Source organism: Vibrio sp. 2130-1 (assembly GCF_033339515.1).
In genome coordinates this window covers 1-17,920 of record NZ_JAWOUT010000003.1, presented here as the reverse complement: position 1 = coordinate 17,920, position 17,920 = coordinate 1, and the positions used below count along the sequence as shown (strand labels likewise).

The following is a 17,920-nucleotide window of genomic DNA, read 5'->3' as shown; positions in this document are numbered from 1 at the left end:
TTAATGGGCGTGAGAGTGAGAGGAAGAGCCTGACACAACGATTTGTTTCCAACCGAAATCGTGGCGTTTTGCTAGCTCGCTTAGTCCCTCCACATTTAACGAACGGCTAGAATCATTAAACCAAATATCAGCTTGAGAACTGCGGCTATCCAACAGCATGGAAGCAGAGCCTTGGGCACTGGTCTTCACGCCAATGTAGACACCGTCATCAATTCGTTGCCACTGATGAGAACCTTTACGCTTCCAATTTTGGTCTTTCACGAAAGGAGCAATCCAAAGCGCCTCCATATCAGAGATCTCAGGCCAAGTTCCGGTATCTAACTGCAAATCACGAATCTCTTCATGAGCGAGCTTAAGTTCAGCGATCAACCCCAACTCATTTTGATGTAAATCCGTGATTAACACTTGATGAGACTGCATGTCTGGCTTTTCAGTCGCGACCTGATGGTAGGGCATAAGTATGGCTGCTGAACTGAGAATTGCTGCGATTGTCAGTGCGACCCACTTTCCTTCTCGGTTACCATCATCAGGGCGAACTTTCTGTACACTCATTTCTCTTTCAGCTCAACGATATCCACTTCCACCGGGCTTTCATGTCCGGCATCAAATACCAAATAGAAATCTGTTTCAGGGTGAGTAAATTCTGCGATGGAACGCTTATCTGTTTTTTCTTTGGCGATCAGATTGTCGTCGTAATCGTACATTTCGACATCGTAGTCGACCGCTGTGGATCCATCCGAGTAGCCCGCTTCACAAATCACTTTATCTTGCGCCAAGTGACAGCTCATCAGAGGAAAATGTGCAGCAGCGTGAAAGGACGCAAATCCAGAAAAAAGCAAAACCGCTTTTAGAAGAGAAGTGTTATTCATGATAATTCCAAAATGGCCCAGCAATTGCTGAGCCTAATTCGATTAGTTAAGTTGAGTTTCAAACGTTAGGTGAACATTGGCACTCGCTTTATCCGCCAATGGATTATCTTTCAATTCACCTTTGTAGTTCGCTTTCATTAAGTAGCGCCCGGCGACTTCTGGCGTGAAAATCACTTTGCCATCTTTATCGCTCACCACATCGATTTGTTCTTGATGGTTTCGGTACATGGTCCCTTCACGTGTAATCTCAGCAGTAACGCCCTCTTGTGGCTCTCCGTTAAAGAAAAACTGGAAAGTCACAGGCTCACCTTCAATGATGTCCGATGGATGCGTGATCGGTTTCATCTCTAGCATTTTGCCTTCAATCTCCAACGCTTTGTCCGTTGGCATACCAACCGTAATGTAGCTTTCTGCTCGGGTGTAACTTAGTTGAGTAACCACATCACGCGCTTGCTCGGGAAGCACATCACCACGCTCAGCTTTGCTTGCTCGCGCCCATTTCACCGTATCACGACGGCCCGCTTTGTATTGTGTGTAGTAGCTCGGCTGATTATTAATCGCAACTTTGTGCGTGCCTTCTTCTGTAAAAAAGAAATCAAACATAGAGCGACGCTTGCCACGAACAACAAAGTTAGGACGCTCAGAGCGGCCATCCGGCATCACCACAAACGCCTGGTCACTACCCGCAGGCTTATCAAAAACAAACGTTCCGTGAGAGGCAGTAACATCAAATGTCAGCCAGTCACCGCCTTCTTTAGAAACCGTAAAGTGAGAGGGCAGAACCCAACGTGGATGTGCTTGTGCGGTGGTGGTTACAGCCAATCCCATTGCCATTACACTCGCCAATGCCACTGCTTTCATTTTGGTTTTCATTGTTGTGTCCTTTAATCACTTAACTTGATAATTGACGGTGATGACACCCGTCTCTTGTGTTGGTTTAAGCTCATAGCGCACGTCACTGTCCGCTAGCGTTATTTTTTGACGTAAGTAGTTTCGCCCACCGTGTTCACGAACGACTTCGACGTACAACGTGTAATTTCCTTGTTCCAAACGCTCCCCTGAGTCATTGGTTCCATCCCAGACAAAGCGGTATTGACCAGCAGGACGTGTTGCAGAAGTCACCGCATCAACAAGTTCACGATCATAACGACCCGCTTTTCTCCACCAGCTGCGTAGATCTTTTAACCATTCGTCTTTCCCTACCCATAACTGAATGGTTTTAACCGGTTTACGCTGATCGTTTTCAACCCAAACCGCCACATAAGGGCGTGCATACATTGAGGTATCTATCTTTGGAAGTTCGAGTTCGAAGTCGACCTTCGCGTTATCTGGTAGAGGCGCCGCGGAAAGAGAGAAAGGAGTAAAAGCCGCGATCAAAGCGGCTTTACAAAAGTGATTACGGCGGAAAAATCTTCCTGTGTTCAACATAAGTGTTCTCTAAAAAAGCTGTTATGGAACAGCAACAAAATAAATTACGAGCGACAGTAACGTACCAAAGCTCATCCATTGCATTGACGTTCTGAGCGTCTTCTTCTTAGGCAGTAACAAGCACACGCCTGTAAGAACAAAAAACACCATCAAAAGCGCAGTGACGTCGATAAACCACTTCCAAATCCCACCACTGTTGCGTCCTTTATGTAGATCGTTCAGCAGCGCAACAATACCGTAGTGCGTCGTTTCGACGTCTGCTGCACCAGTAGTCATATCAATAAAGACCGTAGCGTTATAACCCGGGCCTTTAAAATCCATAGAAAGCTCTCCGAGTAACAACTCACCTTGCTCAACTTCGGTATACACATCTAGTGCGGAGGGAGTGCCGCGAAGCTCGGTTTCTTTAGTCAAGAAAGCTACCAGTTCTTCACGATTAGGTTGAAAGGTATCTGAATGTGAGAATAGAACTGAGTGCGGAACCGTCAGAGTATGTTGTTGAATGATAGGTTCACTGCGTTCAAACAATTCGGGGCGATTGAGGGTAATACCAGTTACTGCAAAAAACAGCGTAACTAAGAGAAGAGCCATCGAAATATAGATATGTAGGCGGCGAGCCCAAGTTTGAACACCTTTGCTTTTAAGCAACATAGAAACAATCATCACCAATAAATGTGGGGCATAATTTAGGTGATAATCATTCGTATTGGCATTTAATTTACATTGTTTACTTTAAACAAAAAAATACCCGAGACTGAGCTCGGGTATTTAATAAAAATGTTCGCTATGAGTTCTGCGTCGATTCTACTTTGCGTAGCTGAGATAGATACTTAACCCAACTTTTTGCCTGATTCGATGGCTTAATCTCATTCGCTCTTTTGGCATTAGCGAGCGCATCGTCAAACCGCTTAAGTTTGTAGTAAGCGCGAGTTTTGATAAGTGCAACATCCGCTTTACGACCTCTGACCTTATCGAGCGCGGCAATGGCATCTTTATAATGGCCTTCTTGCACCAACAATTGAGAATAGTTCCAGTAATACTGCCTATCTAGCTGAGCTGCAATACGCCAGCTATCAATAGACTCTTCCCACTCTTTTGCCATTTGCCAATACGTTGCTTGCTGAGCTTTTAGCTTACTATTCGAGTTTACATCCTCTAGCTCGTTCATCACCAACGCAGCTCTCTCAGGAATACCTCGTTTCGCGTACAATTGTGCCAGCAGCTTTAAGTCATCTTGGCTAAGTTGTAACCCTTTCAGTTTTGCCAACGCCAAAGAGTCTAGGGCACGTTTGTTGTCATCAACCCGTAGGTATAGAGCAACAAGCTGACGCCACCATTCAATTCGTTCAGGTTCAATCACGATTAAGCGTTTGATGGTCGAGATTGCCGGCTTCCACTTTTTCAGTTCTAGCTCAGCAGAAAGCTTTATCGACAATGCGCCAAGCTTGTCTGGCTGACCAAATTTCTCATAACGAGCCATTGCTGAAAGCACTTTTTGCCACTGACTCAGTTGATAATGAGATTGGGAAATACGCAGCCATAACTCATGCGCTTTTTGACCTTTAGGAATGTTTTTGCTCAAGGCATAGTAATGAGGTAACGCCTTAGAAAAACGTTGCTCGTTCAGCAGTATATCAGCCAACATTTTTCGGGTTTGCCATGCTTGCTCATCTTGTAGCAAACCACTATTGACTGCCAACTCAAGTTGCTTAATCGCCGCTTGAGTTTGTTCGTTCTGCCAGTAAAAAATACCCAACATTCGAGCGACATAAGCTTGGTCATATCCACGAGAAAGCTCCATAGCTTCAAGAGATGAAATCGCTTCTTTCAGTTTCTCTTCTTGAGCCAAATTATGTGCTCGTTGAACTCTCGCTGCGGTGTATTGGCTTAACTCACTGGCAATGGTTGAGAGTGCACTCAGGCTTAATACCGTACCGATTAAGAATTTTTTCATCATTTGGCTAACTTGAACTCCACTTTAGCGGTTTGTCCGAACTGCTCAATTGACACACCATCCTCAACTTTTGGCTGATACTTCCATTTTTTAAGCGCACGGATTGCTTCCCTTTCAAACATGCGCTCGGGCTCAGCCTCGATCACTTCAATATCTTTTGGTCGTCCAGTTGCATCGATCGTGAAACGCATAATGACATAACCTTCCACTCTACGTTTCAGCGCCTTACTTGGATAGCGAGGATCAACACGATACAACGGCAGTGCTTGCTGGTTGCCCATTGTTCCCTTCAAGTTTGGGGCGCTAATCGCGATGCCTTCAAGGGCTGTGTTTAAACCTAAAGCACTGACTGGCGTCATCTGACTCATTGGTTCCATTTGAGTGTCAGCTTGAGACAGATCCATTGGCTCCGGCGCTTGAGGTGGTTCTGGTTGCTCCGGCACTGAACGTTGACGACGCTGCACGTCTGCTTCATTCTCTACCATCACCATATCAAAACGAACGGCTTCTGAAGCTTCTGGTGCACGCTGGTTGCCTTTATCAACCATCCACGCCATAAAGCTAAACAAGCTCACAGAAATTAACAGTGATGCTGGTAGTGCAAGTAACAGCCTGCCCATTAAGGTTTCTCCGCCGCCAATGCAATGTTCTTCACACCTGCTGCCTTTGCAGCGTCCATCACTTTCACGACAGTGCCATTGTAAGCATGCTCGTCAGCTTGGATAACTAACGAAGCATCAGGCTGATCAAGTAACAGGTGCTCAATAGAGGCCTCAACACGCTCAATATCAACCACTCGTTTGTCAATGTACACATCATTCGCTGCCGTTACTGCGATAAAAATGCCCGCGTCTTTTTGACTTACTACATTAGAAGCCTGAGGGCGATTCACTTCTACACCGGATTCACGTACAAACGAACTGGTCACAATGAAGAAGATCAACATGATGAAGACGATATCAAGCATCGAGGTTAAATCGACTTGAGCTTCATCTTGTTGGTTAGGTCTGCGTCCGAGTCTCACTTTTGACTCCTTAAAGATTGTTCTAACTGGATAGCTTTTCGTTCACACACTTTGCTAAGGCGAGCATGAATAAACATGCCCGCAAGCGCTGCTACCATACCCGCCATGGTTGGCAGCGTAGCAAGTGAGATACCAGAAGCCATCAATTTCGGATTACTGCTGCCTTGCGATGCCATTACGTCAAACACCGTAATCATGCCTGTCACCGTCCCTAACAACCCTAGCATTGGGCAAACCGCCACAAGTAGCTTAATAGTCGATAGGTTTTGGCGCAGTTCGATTTGCGCTTTTGCAATCCATCCTTCACGGATTTGATGCGCGTACCAAGAGTGGTGCTCTGATCTTGCTTGCCACTGCTCACAAAGCTGTTTTTTTACCCCAGGGAAAACCGTTGTGAGATAAATAACTCGCTCCATAACCAACAGCCAGCACACCGCCACGACGGCGGCCAGCCACCATAGGATTTGACCACCTTGCTGCATAAAGCTCATCAAGGTTGTGGCCCAATCCTCACTGATCAAACCCAATGTGCTGAGTAGGATCTGCTCCATTACGCTGCGTTCTCCGCTAAGGTGTTAGAGTGACTTTTGTTACTCGGCATATCACGCTCAGCTTGTTCTGCAACTAAACCGATGCCTTGTTTTTCTAAGATACTGCGAATATTTTCTGCTTGAGAGCTCAATACGTTGTGCGCTAATAGCAAAGGCATGGCTGAAACAAGGCCAAGTACGGTAGTCACAAGTGCCATTGAAATACCACCCGCCATTACTTTCGGATCACCATTACCAAATTGAGTGATGACTTGGAAGGTTTCGATCATACCCGTTACCGTGCCTAGTAGGCCAAGCATAGGAGCTAGAGCAGCAAGAAGCTTAAGCATCGACAACCCTTTTTCTAGGTGGGTTTGCTCATCAACAACAGCTTCCAAAAGACGTAGTTCTAACGCTTCTACGCTGCGATGCTTGTCTTTCTGGTATACCGCAAGCACGCGACCCAAAGGGTTGTTTCCTGGCTGCGCTGGGGTTTTCAGTTGCTTCATGATTTTCTGACGCGAAATCATCAGTGATGCACCACGTATGAGCGCAATCAATAGGCCGATAGCCAATAAACCAAGGATTATTTTACCGACAACGCCACCCGCATTTAGGCGATCAGCCAAAGTCGGTGAGTTTGCAAGCTGTTCAAGAAGAATGCCACGTGACGGATCAATGACAAGTGCATCAATGTCACCAGAGGAAATAGTATTCGCTGTTGGACCGTTCTCAGGCTGGCGAAGATAGTTTACCGCGTCTCCGCGTTGACCATTCCACTTAACGTAGCCAGTCTTATCCAGCAGCGCCATAGAACCAAGACGAACACCATTAACCGTTTGTTCACGACCTTCGCCATTTAGCAGTGTGAAAGAGACGTTTGCCATTTCACCGCTTGCTTTGATTTGTTCTTCCATGCTGCGCCACATCGCCTGAAGTTGGGTCAACGTTGGCAGTGATTTAGCCGCAACAATAGCATCGATATCTTTCTGATATGAGTTTGCATCTACACCGGTTACTGAGCTTTTTAGCTCAGACTCTAGCTCTTTTGCGTTCTGGCGAACGACGCCAAATAACTCACCTAGGCTCCCCGTTTCTAGACGCAACTTTTCTTCTAGCTGTGCCAGTTCTGCTTCATTTTCACCGAAGGTAACACTTAATGAGTCCGCTTCTGCTTGAAGAGCAGCCCGCTCTGCCACCAATTTATTCTTTATAGCCTGTAGCTCTTGCTCTGTTTGCTTAAAACCTGATTCACGTGCGACATTGTGCGATTGCTGTTGACGATTTTCTTGCTGTGCCTTTTGCAACAACGCATCACTCGCAAAAGCAGTATGAGGCATTAATGCGGCTGTCGAGATTAATGCAACCGATAACCATTTTTTCATCATTTATTTGCCCTCCGCAGCGGTTAACGACACTGGTAGAGTTAACATGCTCGGCGCGATCTGTTTATTCGCCATAGCGAACGCTTTGTCTAGCTCTGATTTTTGCTCAGAACCCACTTGTTGCCATGCTTGTTGTTGCTGTGACCAGCTCCAAAATGTGTCACCAGATAAGCTACGCGCTACCAAAGACAAACGCCCTAAATAGAGAATGTCCGCCTCCACAGCTTCATTGTCACCCAGGTTAATCTTGCCTTGGTAAACGCCAAGCTTGGTGCCGTAATCCATTTCAATTTGGTACGCTTCTAAAATACGACGAAACTTCTCTGCATCCGCAACGTCTGCACGCGTCATCATGGAATCCAGCTTTGCAATTCGCTCCTCACGTTGCGCTTTGCGTATAGGCTTGTCGTTAGCGACGAGCACTTTTAAGCCCTCAAGCATGTGATACATTAAAGGCACGACACCTTGACGAGTTTGAGCAATCTGCTCAATTTGCTCGTTCAAGCTATCAACTTCTTGATTTTGGCTCTCAACAAGGCTTGCAAGATGATCGCGATAAATCTTCAAGTTACCGACTTCTTCTTGCAGCTGCTCAATTTCAGCTTCTAGAGTAAGTGATTTTTCTGCGCTTGCATCAATACGTTTTTGGCTTACCGCCGACGACTGGTTTGTTTTACTCTGCACAGCTTGTGCATCGTTTAAGTTCGCCGCGTGAGCGGGAATCAAAACCGATGATATCAACAGAGCGATACTTGATTTCATTAGATTCATACGAGTTATATTTCTGTGTTCCAAAAACGACCAAAGGGGAAGACTACCCTTCCCCTTTAATAATCAAATTGTTATCAGTACTTGAACTGGATTGTTGCCATGTAGTTGCGGCTTTCTCCAACCACAACCCCACTCGCACCTTTTTGCTCGCCATTCGTGCTACCACCACCTGCGAAGTAGTCGGTATCGAATAAATTCTCGACATTGAATCGAGCAATGATATCCAAGTTTTTATCGTACTTATGTTTGTATGACACGCCCATATCAACGCGAGCGTAGCCATCTTTCTTGAAGGTGTTCTTTGCATCACCGTAGCGATCACCTTCATAAATCAAACCAAGGTTTAAGTTAGTGTTGTCTTGAACCTTGTAGCTAGACCATAGACTTGCCGAGAACTCTGGCACGTCTACAGGGCGGTTACCTTCATATCTTTCTGCCTTCTTAAGCTCTGCATCCAAATACATTGCAGAAGCGGTTAGCGACAACTCTGGGGTCACAAAACCTTGAGCCATTAACTCAGCGCCTTTGTGAACTTGCTCACCACCTTGCGTTTTCTTGTGTAGGAGATTGCCGCCCGCGTCTTTGCCGCTTTCAACATCCAGCGAGATGTTCTCTAACGTGATATCAAACACAGCACCAGATACAAATAAACGCTGATCAAACAGTTCCCACTTCGTACCGATTTCATAAGAGATACCACGCTCAGCGTCGAGTTTCTCACCTTCATTGATGTAGGTACGACTACCGTTGCTGACTTCACCTTGAGGCATGAAGCTTTCAGAATACTGAACGTAAACCGAGCCATTCGTCGATGGGTGGAAAATGACACCAAATTTTGGAGAAACCTGGTTTTCGGTCAGTTCATCATCACGCTTTTCGTCATAACGAACACCTGCAAGCACTTGCCAGTAATCATTAATCGTCATCATATTTTGCGCGTAGATACCCCAAGTATCGTACTCAGCAGTTGGTGATTTCTTCGAACTACGATAGCTAGGCTTAGGCACCGTTTCTCCTGGCGCAATACTCGCCTCATTATGAAATGCCATAAAGCGATCATAACTGTAATCTAAGTAGTTAGCGCCCACTAACAACGTGTTTTCCGTACCGAACAAAGTAAAGTCCGTCGTCACATCTATATATGCAGTATCAAATACCCAATTATCGGAGCGATCGTTGCCTCGATGCTTAATCGTATTTAACTCTTCATACTGATCAAACTTAGGGTAAGACTCTACATCAAAACGCTTAAAGTCTTGGCGGTTGTAACCTGCTTTTACGTTCACGTTATCCGTGACTTGCGCATTAATATCGACACCGTAGTTTTCTACTTCGTTATCAATTTCAGACCACTGCGCATCCCAAATGTACTTATCACCGCGAACCGCTTTGCCATCAACAATGTATGCGCCAGAGTCCACGCTACCATCGTCTTTCGTGCGATCGTAATGAGCCGATACCATAAAGTTGTCTGTGATATCGTACTCAACCACTAGGCCAGCTACCGTACGATCTGTTTTAGGCTCAGTGCCATCACCGTACTTGCGCCAAGAGCCGTAGCTTTCTTTGGCAAAAATTGCGCGCGCTCGCAGTGTCTCTGCATCATTTAGCGCGCCACTCACATCAAGCACAGTGCGTGAGTGATCATTCGAACCTAGATCTTGACTCAAACTTGCTTGTGTTTGAGTTGTTGGTTTTTTCGAAACCATGTTTACCAAGCCACCCGGCTCAGATTTACCGTATAGCAGACCTGATGGACCTTTAAGCACTTCAACACGCTCTAAAAGCTCAATTGGCTGACGATAGTGTGACCAGTGTTGACGACCATCACGAAGAAAACCGTCTGAACTGCTAAGTTCAAAACCACGTAGAGAGAAACGTTCGCGGTTACGGCTTGTACCACCCGCGCTAACACTTGCATCGTTACGTAGCACTTCACCAAGTGTACTTGCACGCTGCTCATCAATTACCGTTTCATCGATAACCGCTACTTGTCCCGGCGTTTCCAGCTGCGTCATTTCCATGCGCATTGCTGTACTGTTTGTATCTGCCTTGTAGCCGAACTCTCGACCTTCTACAACTACATGTTCGTCTGTTTGAACTTCCGCCACTGCAGGTGTTGCTAACACTGCACCGATCACTAACGCCAAATGGCTCTTAGTAAACATATCCTTTCACTCCGATTATTATTTTTCGGGTCACATACTTGTTGAATGCGATTCCCTCTTAATTATTTCGCGGGTGAATATAAGTGATAAGTATTACCATTTGCATTAAATTTACATTCTTTGCATTTGCAAACTTTTGTAAAGTACTCTCTGATGATGCGCCATGATAATGTGATATTAATCACAAAAATTACGACTTAATCATACTTATTGCTTGAACACTAAAGTAACCCTCAGACCACCTTGCTCACGGTTTTTCGCCGTAACTGCTCCCCCCATAATACGCATGGATTCTTTGACAATCGCCAGACCTAAACCGTAGCCACCAAGCTTTTTATCTCTAGAAGCATCTAAGCGTGTAAACGGATCAAAAATATCGACCAGCTTGTTATCTGGAATACCAGGCCCATCATCAGATACTGACATTATGGTGAACTGCTGCCCTTCTTTGACATAATTTTCCAGAGAAACTTCTATCTGAGATGCTTGTCCTGAATATTTAATGGCATTACCAATAAGATTGTTCAAACAACGAATGACGAGCGTTTCTTCACAAAAAGCTTTAGCACATACAGCTTCTGAGCGGAAAGACAACGTCTGTTCTGACTTCAAATCTATTTTGCAACGCTCTACTTGCGGGGAGAGCAAAACTTCTAAATCACAGCGTTTCGTGGCTTTGTCGAAGCGCGCATTTTCCAAGCGACTGAACTCCAATATATCGCTGATCAAATGGTTTAGCTCTTTTGCTTCATCTTCTAGCCTTGTCACTAGACTTTGCTCACTTTCTCCAACACGCTTTCGCAAAAGATGCAGAACCAAGTTCTGCCTCGCTAACGGCGTTCTCAATTCGTGAGAGACATCTCTTATAAGCAGTCGCTGCTTTTCAGCGAGAGAATGAATCTGTTGCGTCATGTGATCGAAATCTTGCGCTAACTCGTTAAACTCACGCGTGCTCGACTTCAGCTCTTTCACGACACTGACATTAAAATCGCCATTAGATAGCTTTTTGCTTGCTTCTCTCAATCGATCCAATGGTTGCTGTAAGTTACGTGCCATTAGCAGTGAAAAGAGCGCCAAAATAACCACTGCAATCACGACTTTGAGAATAGAGAAATACAGAATGAAGTCATTTGCAGGGTGCAGTCGATGTGGCAATTGAATCACTAAAGTATTGCCATGAACTAAAGGAATATTGATGATGGGGCGATTCACTTTCCCCTCAAGTTGATCATCAATGCTTCTCTTAAATTGAAGTTTGAACTCGAAGTGCGGATGCATCAGACGGTGCGTAACTGGTTGCTGATGTTCATTCAACACAAACAAATAAAAGTTTTGCGCATTTGCCCAGTCAGCAAGTTCGTCCATGTCTCCGTGCTCAATCAATACATTGGCTTGATGTGCAAGGTCTAGCATTTCTTCTCGCACACTATCGGGCACTTTCAACATGGCTTTCACCAGAGCTTGTTCCGCTAAGGATTGCACGACCAAAATGCTAATGACAATTGCGGTCATACAACTAAATAACTTGAACGCTAAGCTGTCTTTACGTTTTGCAATAAAAGGTGGACACCGGAGCTTCATTAACGGTTTACAGCCTCTAAATAACTGTAACCTTTGCCACGGAAGGTTTTGATATGTTGCTTGGAAAGCCCCGCTTCAACTAACTTGCGACGTATGTTACTGATGTGCATATCAAGGTTGCGATCAAAAGGACTCAGCTCTTTCTTTAACACTTCAGTTTGAAGCTCTGCTTTTGAAATCACGACTCCTTGGTTTTTTACCAAGTAGCTCAATAGTTCAGCTTCCGTACTTGTGAGGGGTAAGCTATTAAGCTGGTCACTGATCGTTTGAACGGTACTACACATCGTCTGACGTTGACGTTCCAAGCCAACACGACGAAGAATCGCTTTGATGCGCATTAGAAGCTCAGCGACATTAAAGGGCTTTCCGATATACTGATCGGCCCCCGCTTGGTAACCATCAAGCATCGAGTTTTCATCGTTGAGAGCGGTAAGCATTAGGATAGGTGTCGCGAAGCGCTGACAGATCCTACGAGCAACTTGCATACCGTTAAGGTTTGGTAACATGACATCAAGCAATACAAGATCTACAGGCGTTTTTTCCATATATTGCAGCGCACTTTCACCGCAATGTACAGAAGAGACGATGTAGCCCTCCTCTTGCAAAACCGCTTCTAACAGCTCGCACAAAGGAACGTCATCATCGACTATCAAAACTCGTGACATTACCACTCACCATTCAAATAAAAATGGTTCGCATTTTATTACTCATTTACCAATTAAACAACTACACACTCTAAGGCTTTAAGTCCACAGGACTCAGTCCAAGAAGCAGCAACGTACTAATTAGAGTTTAATGTTCACTTGTACTAAAGGTTCCTAACAATATGCACCTAGATATATCTTCATAGAAAAAACGAGTACAATCTGGCAACCGCAAAGCAAAATATAAAGCGAATGGAAACGTTATTAATTGGTCACCGTGGCGTGGCAGGTTCATACCCTGAGAATACAAAAATAAGCATTCAAGCAGCCATTGACCTGGGATTAAAGTGGGTGGAAGTGGATATACAACCTACCAAAGATAATGTTTTAGTGGTTTGCCATGATCATACCGTCAATCGATGCAGCAATGGACAAGGGCGTGTTGATGAGCTCACCCTGGAAGAGTTAAAAGCATTAGATTTCGGTAGTTGGTTTAGCACAGACTTTTCAGGCGAGAAGATCTTGACACTAGATGAACTGCTCACTTTAGCTACTGAGAATAAGCTTAACTTGAATATTGAAGTTAAAGTAGACAACCATCCAGCGGAAGAAGTGGCGCAGACTCTCGCCAATGCGTTAGCAAAAAGTCCAATGCCGCAAGAGAATGTACTCCTATCCAGCTTTAGTCATGACGTCATTAGAGCGATGCACAAATACTGCAGTGGCTACCGATTGGGTGTGTTAAGTGAATTCTTTACGAGAAAAGATAAACGCCTTTTGGAAGAAGTTAGTGCCTATAGCTGCAACCTAAACATTAACTGGGTTCGCACTCGCCAGATAAACAAACTCCAACAAGCCGGTTACAAAGTGATGTGCTATACGGTGAACAATCCAAATAAACTGAAATACCTGCCTCAGTTAGACGGTATTTTTAGTGATCATCCACAGCGCTTTATGCCATAGCCTATAAGAGCCAGAACATTAAAGGGGACCTTTTGTTACCACTCAATCTGAATTGGTGTCCCCATCTCGACAAGCTGGATAAATTCGTCCATCTCCTCGTTGGTAATCGCAATACACCCATTAGTCCAATCAAAACTTTGGATGTAAATCGGCAACTGACTCTCACCGTTTTTTAAGCCATGAATTTTGATGTTCCCTCCAGGGGACACACCTCGGCGCTTCGCTTCCAACGTATCAATCGCATCAGGGTAACTGATATGCACAGAACGATAAAAAGCAGAGTCCTCTATAACATAATCTAGAGTGTATTCGCCCTCTGGTGTGCGATTGTCTCCCTCTTCTTGTTTATGTCCTTGAGGGTTCGCTCCTAAAGCAATTCGGTATTCTTTTAGCACTGCTCCTTGTTCCATCAAATACATTCGACGCTTAGACTTGTCGACTTTAACGAGGTCAACAGCTGCGTGAGTGCCAGAAGCAAACACACAACACAAGAACATAGAGCACCATTTTACTGACATTGTCGTAACGCCTAAGCTAATAAAGTGAACAAGAAAAGAGCGATAATGCTAGTCAGTTAATGCTCGTAAAGCAAACAGTATCTAATGCGGAACCATAAGATAGACTCGCTGAAAGGCGTACTTCTTATCGTTATTTGATACAACAAAAGTCAAAGAGAAGATTTCTCTATTCATTGCGGCTAAGTTGCATTACTTTATAAGCATATTTATTTATAAAGTCCGCACTTTTTGAGAGGGAACCATGATTAACATTGCTTTTTTTAGTGCAAAATCCTACGACGAAGCCTCTTTTAATAAAATTAAAAATAACCGCGATTTTGAATTTCACTATCACGACTTCCGACTAACCGAAAAAACAGCCAAGATGGCGCACGGCAGTGATGTCGTATGTGCGTTTGTTAATGATGATCTTTCAGCTCCTGTCCTTAAACAGCTTTCTCTGGGCGGGACCAAGCTTATTGCTATGCGCTGCGCGGGATATGATAAAGTTGATCAACAAGCAGCCAAAGAACTAGGCTTACAAGTGGTTCGAGTTCCTGCTTACTCACCAGAAGCAGTGGCAGAGCACACGGTTGGTTTAATGATGTGCCTAAACCGCCGTCTTCACAAGGCCTACCAACGGACACGTGACGCCAACTTCTCGCTAGAAGGTCTTGTTGGCTTTAACTTTTTCGGAAAAACCGTTGGTGTTATTGGTACGGGTAAGATTGGTATCGCGACGATGCGTATCTTCAAAGGGCTTGGCATGGAGCTGCTTTGCTACGACCCCTACGAAAACCCATTAGCGCTAGAAATGGGAGCCCGTTACTGTTCGCTTGAAGAAATCTACGCTAATGCGGATGTTATCTCTCTCCATTGCCCAATGAGTGAAGAAAACTATCACTTACTGAACGAAAAAGCCTTCGCGCAAATGAAAGATGGCGTGATGATCATTAACACCAGTCGAGGCGAGTTGCTAGATTCACTAGCAGCGATAGAAGCGTTGAAACAAGGTAAGATTGGTGCGCTTGGCCTAGACGTGTATGACAATGAAAAAGACTTATTCTTCCAAGATAAATCTAACGATGTCATTGTAGATGATGTTTTCCGCCGTTTATCGGCTTGTCATAACGTGCTGTTTACTGGCCACCAAGCATTCTTGACTCACGAAGCACTTAATAATATTGCCTCTGTGACGCTTGATAACGTCGAAGCCTTTTTCTCTGGTAACGTATCGGGCAATGAACTGATTAACTAAAGCCAGACAATCGAGAAGTATAGTAGAGCGTGTGATCTCAGCTATGCTATACTTCTCGACTATTTAAAATTTGAGCCAAATTACCATGAGCATAAAAACTGATATTCAAAAGCTGCACAACCGTTTAGATACATGCCAACGTAAACTTGATGCGGCACGTTCTCGTGGTGATCACGAAATGATTACAAAGTTCACGGATGAAGTAGAACAGCTTACCAAAAAGCTTAACCAGTTAAAGCACAAGCAAAACTATGAGCTGAACAAAGAACGTAAAAGCTTACTTGATATGCCTTTCTCTCGTGAAATCACCAAAGCAGAACAAGCGGACATCGGCAAACTGAAAAAACGCGTACGCGGCTTAGTAATCGTTCACCCATTAACAAAAGTTGGTAAAGAACTTCGCCTTGATGTGATGACAGGCTTTGCGCCAAAAGAGTTTTAAAACTCGCATTAACATTTATGGAGCCTAAGCATTTGCTTGGGCTTTTTATTTTGTACTGCTTCATTAGATTTCATCGACATATCAATCCATAAGCTATTAAAAAGGCCAGCGACAAAAGCCACTGACCTATTTCGACCAATATCGTACGCATTACATCTCAACGTTACGACAGTTGCTGCAACTTGTGCTCCACAACAGGATCATTCGGAACCAACTGCTGAGCGACTTCCAAAAGCTGTACTGCATCTTTCGGGTTGTCATACTCATGCTTAAGTGCAATATCAACAAGTGGCTGAATATCGATTTGCGCTTGATGCTCCTTCACATGTTCTTTCTTTTCTTCAATTAGTACATTATGAGCGGTACTCAGTAAGTTTAAACGATGCTGTGAACTCGCATTCGCCTTGTTAAGGCACTGATAGTAATCTTCTTTTAAGCGCAGCGTTTTGGTCTGATGACGAAACTGCGCTATATCTATCTTCTGATAACGTATAAAGTCTACGGCCACTTGCTTATAAAAACCGAATTTATTCAAATACGTCGCGTGGGTACCATGTCCCATCCCAAAGACTCTCAAGTGAGTGAGCTCTGGGTAGCGTTTGGCGTGAAGGCGGTCGATTTCATTAGTTGGATCATAAATGATATAGCCTTTTGCATCGCCAAGGTCGAGGTCGTGATACTTTCCTTTCCAATCAAATTGTTGGGCTAGTTCAGTACTTGGCCTATCATCCCATGGCACCAAAACTTTGTTTTTTGTGCTGACCGGGTGAAACATCAATACTTGATCCAACTTTAATAGATTGGAAAAGGCACCAATAGCAAAACCACCGCGGCTAAGTCCATAGCCTAAACGACATTCAAAGGGCTCAAGTAAAGTCGACAGTTGCTCTAGAAAGAAAATTAAATTACGGCTACGAAACCAGTTACTTTTCCCAAGGTGCTGAAATGAAATAATATTTACTTTTTGTTTCTGGGCTAAGCGATAGCCCCAAGGCGCAAAGTCTGAGTGTAAGTCCTGTACTTGTAGATTCGTACCAGCAGGGGAAAAGGTAAACAACAACGGTTTATTGCGGTCGACAAACTCATACTTAACAAATACATCATCAAGTAAGTCCTCCCCGGACATCGGTAGCCTGGTTTGCTGTTCTTCACGAGAAAGAACCAGCCATTCATCCAACCAGTACAGTAACTTCATTAATCCTCCATCTAAATTGCGCCTAGCAATTGTGTTAAAAATCAAGTTTTTAGTGTGTGATCATCTCCCCCTGGTTACAGGGGACTCTGATATCAGTCCTCTTTTAAACAAAGCGTGAATTTGCTTATTAAATTGGTCAATATCTAAGGTTTGATGGCGAACAAACTCCTGCGCCACCAGATTAAAAAATTCTAATTTATCTAATTGTGTGGATTGAGTGCCGTGTCCCATACCGACGACTTTTAAATGGGTAAGCTCTGGATAACGTTCAGCATGAAGACAATCAATGCGATTGGATGGGTCATAAATAATATAACCTTTGGCATTGCCCAAATCTCGATCATGGTAGCCGCTTTCCCAAGCAAACTGCTGAGCAAGCTCAGTACTCAGCCGATCATCCCAAGGCACCAACGCTTTATTTTTTGTGCTAACAGGATAAAACAACAAAAGATGTTCTAGTTTCAGCAAGTTAGCAAACGCGCCAATTGCAAAGCCACCTCGACTTTGCCCATAACCCAAACGACATTTGAAGGGGTGAAGCAACTCAGATAGCTGCTCCAGAAAGAAAATCAAATTCCGACTACGGAACCAATTACTTTGTCCTAAATGTTGAAAGGCAATAATGTTTACTTGTTGTTGTATTCCGAGCTCGTAGCCCCAAGGAGAAAAATCCGGAGTTAAATCTTGTACCTGCACATCAGTACCGGAAGGAGAAAATGTAAACAACAATGGCTTGTTAAGATCGACGAGTTCATACTTCACAAACACATCATCAAGTAAATCGTAGCCAGAGATAGGTAAAGCCATCTCTTGTTCTTGTTGAGTAAGAGCTTGCCATTCATCTAACCAGTAAAGTAGCTTCATTTTTTCTCCAAGTACATTTGCAGTATTTAGGCTGGGACTCTATCAAAATGCGTTTAAGCATCCCACGTTGAGACTTAACAAAGCTCTATTTGAAGCCCAAATGACACGTATGGAAATGTCTTCGATTGAAGGTATTACTGCGTAAACTAAACCCAATGTAGGTACGCAAAAACTTGGAGAAAGAGCTAGAGAAAAACCAATTAGAAGTTTCGATAACAGCGGTTAAAAAACAGCAGATACAAAAAAACCGCTGTAAGAACAGCGGTTTTTTAAAAGTGGCGGAGAGATAGGGATTTGAACCCTAGATACGCTATTAACGTATGCCGGTTTTCAAGACCGGTGCTTTC

At 44.2% G+C, this 17,920-nt stretch carries 20 protein-coding genes; 3 read left to right on the top strand and 17 right to left on the bottom strand.

What is annotated here, in order from left to right:
* The 14 genes from R7Q09_RS04835 to R7Q09_RS04770 form a co-directional block, all read right to left on the bottom strand.
* Positions 1 to 552 (bottom strand): DUF6162 family protein, encoded by a 552-nt coding sequence (locus R7Q09_RS04835; RefSeq protein WP_130546498.1) that lies wholly within the window; start codon positions 550 to 552, stop codon positions 1 to 3.
* The gene (locus R7Q09_RS04830; protein WP_005374251.1) at positions 549 to 869 is read right to left on the bottom strand and encodes a hypothetical protein; all 321 of its coding nucleotides are present in this window, start codon (positions 867 to 869) and stop codon (positions 549 to 551) included. Before R7Q09_RS04830 ends, R7Q09_RS04835 begins: the two co-directional genes overlap by 4 nt.
* Positions 870 to 911: 42 nt before the next feature.
* Entirely contained in the window at positions 912 to 1,742 is an 831-nt protein-coding gene (locus R7Q09_RS04825; protein ID WP_025768070.1) for a DUF4198 domain-containing protein, read from the bottom strand.
* Between the two features lie 15 nt (positions 1,743 to 1,757).
* The gene (locus tag R7Q09_RS04820; protein ID WP_054576196.1) at positions 1,758 to 2,297 is read right to left on the bottom strand and encodes a DUF2271 domain-containing protein; all 540 of its coding nucleotides are present in this window, start codon (positions 2,295 to 2,297) and stop codon (positions 1,758 to 1,760) included.
* A 21-nt stretch (positions 2,298 to 2,318) separates the two neighbouring features.
* Positions 2,319 to 2,948, bottom strand: coding sequence for a PepSY-associated TM helix domain-containing protein (locus R7Q09_RS04815; RefSeq protein WP_021035904.1), 630 nt, complete (start codon positions 2,946 to 2,948; stop codon positions 2,319 to 2,321).
* Between the two features lie 133 nt (positions 2,949 to 3,081).
* Positions 3,082 to 4,254 carry a tetratricopeptide repeat protein gene (locus R7Q09_RS04810; RefSeq protein ID WP_017635539.1) on the bottom strand — a complete coding sequence of 391 codons (1,173 nt, stop codon included), beginning with the start codon at positions 4,252 to 4,254 and terminating at the stop codon, positions 3,082 to 3,084.
* On the bottom strand, positions 4,251 to 4,871 hold the full coding sequence (locus R7Q09_RS04805; protein ID WP_005374256.1) for an energy transducer TonB: 621 nt from the start codon (positions 4,869 to 4,871) through the stop codon (positions 4,251 to 4,253). Before R7Q09_RS04805 ends, R7Q09_RS04810 begins: the two co-directional genes overlap by 4 nt.
* Entirely contained in the window at positions 4,871 to 5,275 is a 405-nt protein-coding gene (locus tag R7Q09_RS04800; RefSeq protein ID WP_005374257.1) for an ExbD/TolR family protein, read from the bottom strand. Before R7Q09_RS04800 ends, R7Q09_RS04805 begins: the two co-directional genes overlap by 1 nt.
* The gene (locus R7Q09_RS04795) at positions 5,272 to 5,826 is read right to left on the bottom strand and encodes a MotA/TolQ/ExbB proton channel family protein (RefSeq protein WP_017635540.1); all 555 of its coding nucleotides are present in this window, start codon (positions 5,824 to 5,826) and stop codon (positions 5,272 to 5,274) included. The genes R7Q09_RS04800 and R7Q09_RS04795 overlap by 4 nt, the downstream gene beginning before the upstream one ends.
* Positions 5,826 to 7,193, bottom strand: a complete 1,368-nt coding sequence (locus R7Q09_RS04790) for a MotA/TolQ/ExbB proton channel family protein (RefSeq protein WP_318070551.1) — start codon at positions 7,191 to 7,193, stop codon at positions 5,826 to 5,828. The genes R7Q09_RS04795 and R7Q09_RS04790 overlap by 1 nt, the downstream gene beginning before the upstream one ends.
* Positions 7,194 to 7,961: a DUF3450 domain-containing protein gene (locus tag R7Q09_RS04785; protein ID WP_005374260.1), complete on the bottom strand. Its 768-nt coding sequence runs from the start codon at positions 7,959 to 7,961 to the stop codon at positions 7,194 to 7,196. It lies immediately after the preceding gene.
* 74 nt (positions 7,962 to 8,035) lie between these two features.
* The gene (locus tag R7Q09_RS04780; protein WP_318070550.1) at positions 8,036 to 10,129 is read right to left on the bottom strand and encodes a TonB-dependent siderophore receptor; all 2,094 of its coding nucleotides are present in this window, start codon (positions 10,127 to 10,129) and stop codon (positions 8,036 to 8,038) included.
* Between the two features lie 207 nt (positions 10,130 to 10,336).
* Positions 10,337 to 11,710, bottom strand: a complete 1,374-nt coding sequence (locus R7Q09_RS04775) for a sensor histidine kinase (protein ID WP_005374264.1) — start codon at positions 11,708 to 11,710, stop codon at positions 10,337 to 10,339.
* The gene (locus R7Q09_RS04770; protein ID WP_005386018.1) at positions 11,710 to 12,375 is read right to left on the bottom strand and encodes a response regulator transcription factor; all 666 of its coding nucleotides are present in this window, start codon (positions 12,373 to 12,375) and stop codon (positions 11,710 to 11,712) included. The genes R7Q09_RS04775 and R7Q09_RS04770 overlap by 1 nt, the downstream gene beginning before the upstream one ends.
* Positions 12,376 to 12,606: 231 nt before the next feature.
* On the opposite strand from R7Q09_RS04770, the gene R7Q09_RS04765 reads away from it, so the two are divergent.
* Positions 12,607 to 13,317, top strand: a complete 711-nt coding sequence (locus R7Q09_RS04765) for a glycerophosphodiester phosphodiesterase family protein (RefSeq protein WP_047102843.1) — start codon at positions 12,607 to 12,609, stop codon at positions 13,315 to 13,317.
* A 35-nt stretch (positions 13,318 to 13,352) separates the two neighbouring features.
* Here R7Q09_RS04765 and R7Q09_RS04760 read toward each other — a convergent pair whose 3' ends face one another.
* Positions 13,353 to 13,835: a murein L,D-transpeptidase family protein gene (locus R7Q09_RS04760; protein WP_017819702.1), complete on the bottom strand. Its 483-nt coding sequence runs from the start codon at positions 13,833 to 13,835 to the stop codon at positions 13,353 to 13,355.
* Between the two features lie 241 nt (positions 13,836 to 14,076).
* Here R7Q09_RS04760 and R7Q09_RS04755 point away from each other — a divergent pair, with 241 nt between their 5' ends.
* Entirely contained in the window at positions 14,077 to 15,072 is a 996-nt protein-coding gene (locus tag R7Q09_RS04755; RefSeq protein WP_267135783.1) for a 2-hydroxyacid dehydrogenase, read from the top strand.
* Between the two features lie 85 nt (positions 15,073 to 15,157).
* Positions 15,158 to 15,514 (top strand): YibL family ribosome-associated protein, encoded by a 357-nt coding sequence (locus tag R7Q09_RS04750; RefSeq protein WP_005374274.1) that lies wholly within the window; start codon positions 15,158 to 15,160, stop codon positions 15,512 to 15,514.
* 163 nt (positions 15,515 to 15,677) lie between these two features.
* Here R7Q09_RS04750 and R7Q09_RS04745 read toward each other — a convergent pair whose 3' ends face one another.
* Together R7Q09_RS04745 and R7Q09_RS04740 are read right to left on the bottom strand one after the other, a co-directional pair.
* Positions 15,678 to 16,709, bottom strand: coding sequence for a cytosolic protein (locus tag R7Q09_RS04745; protein WP_205461114.1), 1,032 nt, complete (start codon positions 16,707 to 16,709; stop codon positions 15,678 to 15,680).
* Positions 16,710 to 16,769: 60 nt separating this feature from the next.
* Positions 16,770 to 17,573, bottom strand: coding sequence for a cytosolic protein (locus tag R7Q09_RS04740; protein ID WP_205461115.1), 804 nt, complete (start codon positions 17,571 to 17,573; stop codon positions 16,770 to 16,772).
* Positions 17,574 to 17,920 lie beyond the last annotated feature (347 nt).

Bases quoted from the DNA above. Each gene is read 5' to 3' on its own strand.
- R7Q09_RS04835 (WP_130546498.1), bottom strand. From the start codon at position 552: ATGAGTGTACAGAAAGTTCGCCCTGATGATGGTAACCGAGAAGGAAAG.
- R7Q09_RS04830 (WP_005374251.1), bottom strand. From the start codon at position 869: ATGAATAACACTTCTCTTCTAAAAGCGGTTTTGCTTTTTTCTGGATTT.
- R7Q09_RS04825 (WP_025768070.1), bottom strand. From the start codon at position 1,742: ATGAAAACCAAAATGAAAGCAGTGGCATTGGCGAGTGTAATGGCAATG.
- R7Q09_RS04820 (WP_054576196.1), bottom strand. From the start codon at position 2,297: ATGTTGAACACAGGAAGATTTTTCCGCCGTAATCACTTTTGTAAAGCC.
- R7Q09_RS04815 (WP_021035904.1), bottom strand. From the start codon at position 2,948: ATGTTGCTTAAAAGCAAAGGTGTTCAAACTTGGGCTCGCCGCCTACAT.
- R7Q09_RS04810 (WP_017635539.1), bottom strand. From the start codon at position 4,254: ATGATGAAAAAATTCTTAATCGGTACGGTATTAAGCCTGAGTGCACTC.
- R7Q09_RS04805 (WP_005374256.1), bottom strand. From the start codon at position 4,871: ATGGGCAGGCTGTTACTTGCACTACCAGCATCACTGTTAATTTCTGTG.
- R7Q09_RS04795 (WP_017635540.1), bottom strand. From the start codon at position 5,826: ATGGAGCAGATCCTACTCAGCACATTGGGTTTGATCAGTGAGGATTGG.
- R7Q09_RS04790 (WP_318070551.1), bottom strand. From the start codon at position 7,193: ATGATGAAAAAATGGTTATCGGTTGCATTAATCTCGACAGCCGCATTA.
- R7Q09_RS04785 (WP_005374260.1), bottom strand. From the start codon at position 7,961: ATGAATCTAATGAAATCAAGTATCGCTCTGTTGATATCATCGGTTTTG.
- R7Q09_RS04780 (WP_318070550.1), bottom strand. From the start codon at position 10,129: ATGTTTACTAAGAGCCATTTGGCGTTAGTGATCGGTGCAGTGTTAGCA.
- R7Q09_RS04775 (WP_005374264.1), bottom strand. From the start codon at position 11,710: ATGAAGCTCCGGTGTCCACCTTTTATTGCAAAACGTAAAGACAGCTTA.
- R7Q09_RS04770 (WP_005386018.1), bottom strand. From the start codon at position 12,375: ATGTCACGAGTTTTGATAGTCGATGATGACGTTCCTTTGTGCGAGCTG.
- R7Q09_RS04765 (WP_047102843.1), top strand. From the start codon at position 12,607: ATGGAAACGTTATTAATTGGTCACCGTGGCGTGGCAGGTTCATACCCT.
- R7Q09_RS04760 (WP_017819702.1), bottom strand. From the start codon at position 13,835: ATGTCAGTAAAATGGTGCTCTATGTTCTTGTGTTGTGTGTTTGCTTCT.
- R7Q09_RS04755 (WP_267135783.1), top strand. From the start codon at position 14,077: ATGATTAACATTGCTTTTTTTAGTGCAAAATCCTACGACGAAGCCTCT.
- R7Q09_RS04750 (WP_005374274.1), top strand. From the start codon at position 15,158: ATGAGCATAAAAACTGATATTCAAAAGCTGCACAACCGTTTAGATACA.
- R7Q09_RS04745 (WP_205461114.1), bottom strand. From the start codon at position 16,709: ATGAAGTTACTGTACTGGTTGGATGAATGGCTGGTTCTTTCTCGTGAA.
- R7Q09_RS04740 (WP_205461115.1), bottom strand. From the start codon at position 17,573: ATGAAGCTACTTTACTGGTTAGATGAATGGCAAGCTCTTACTCAACAA.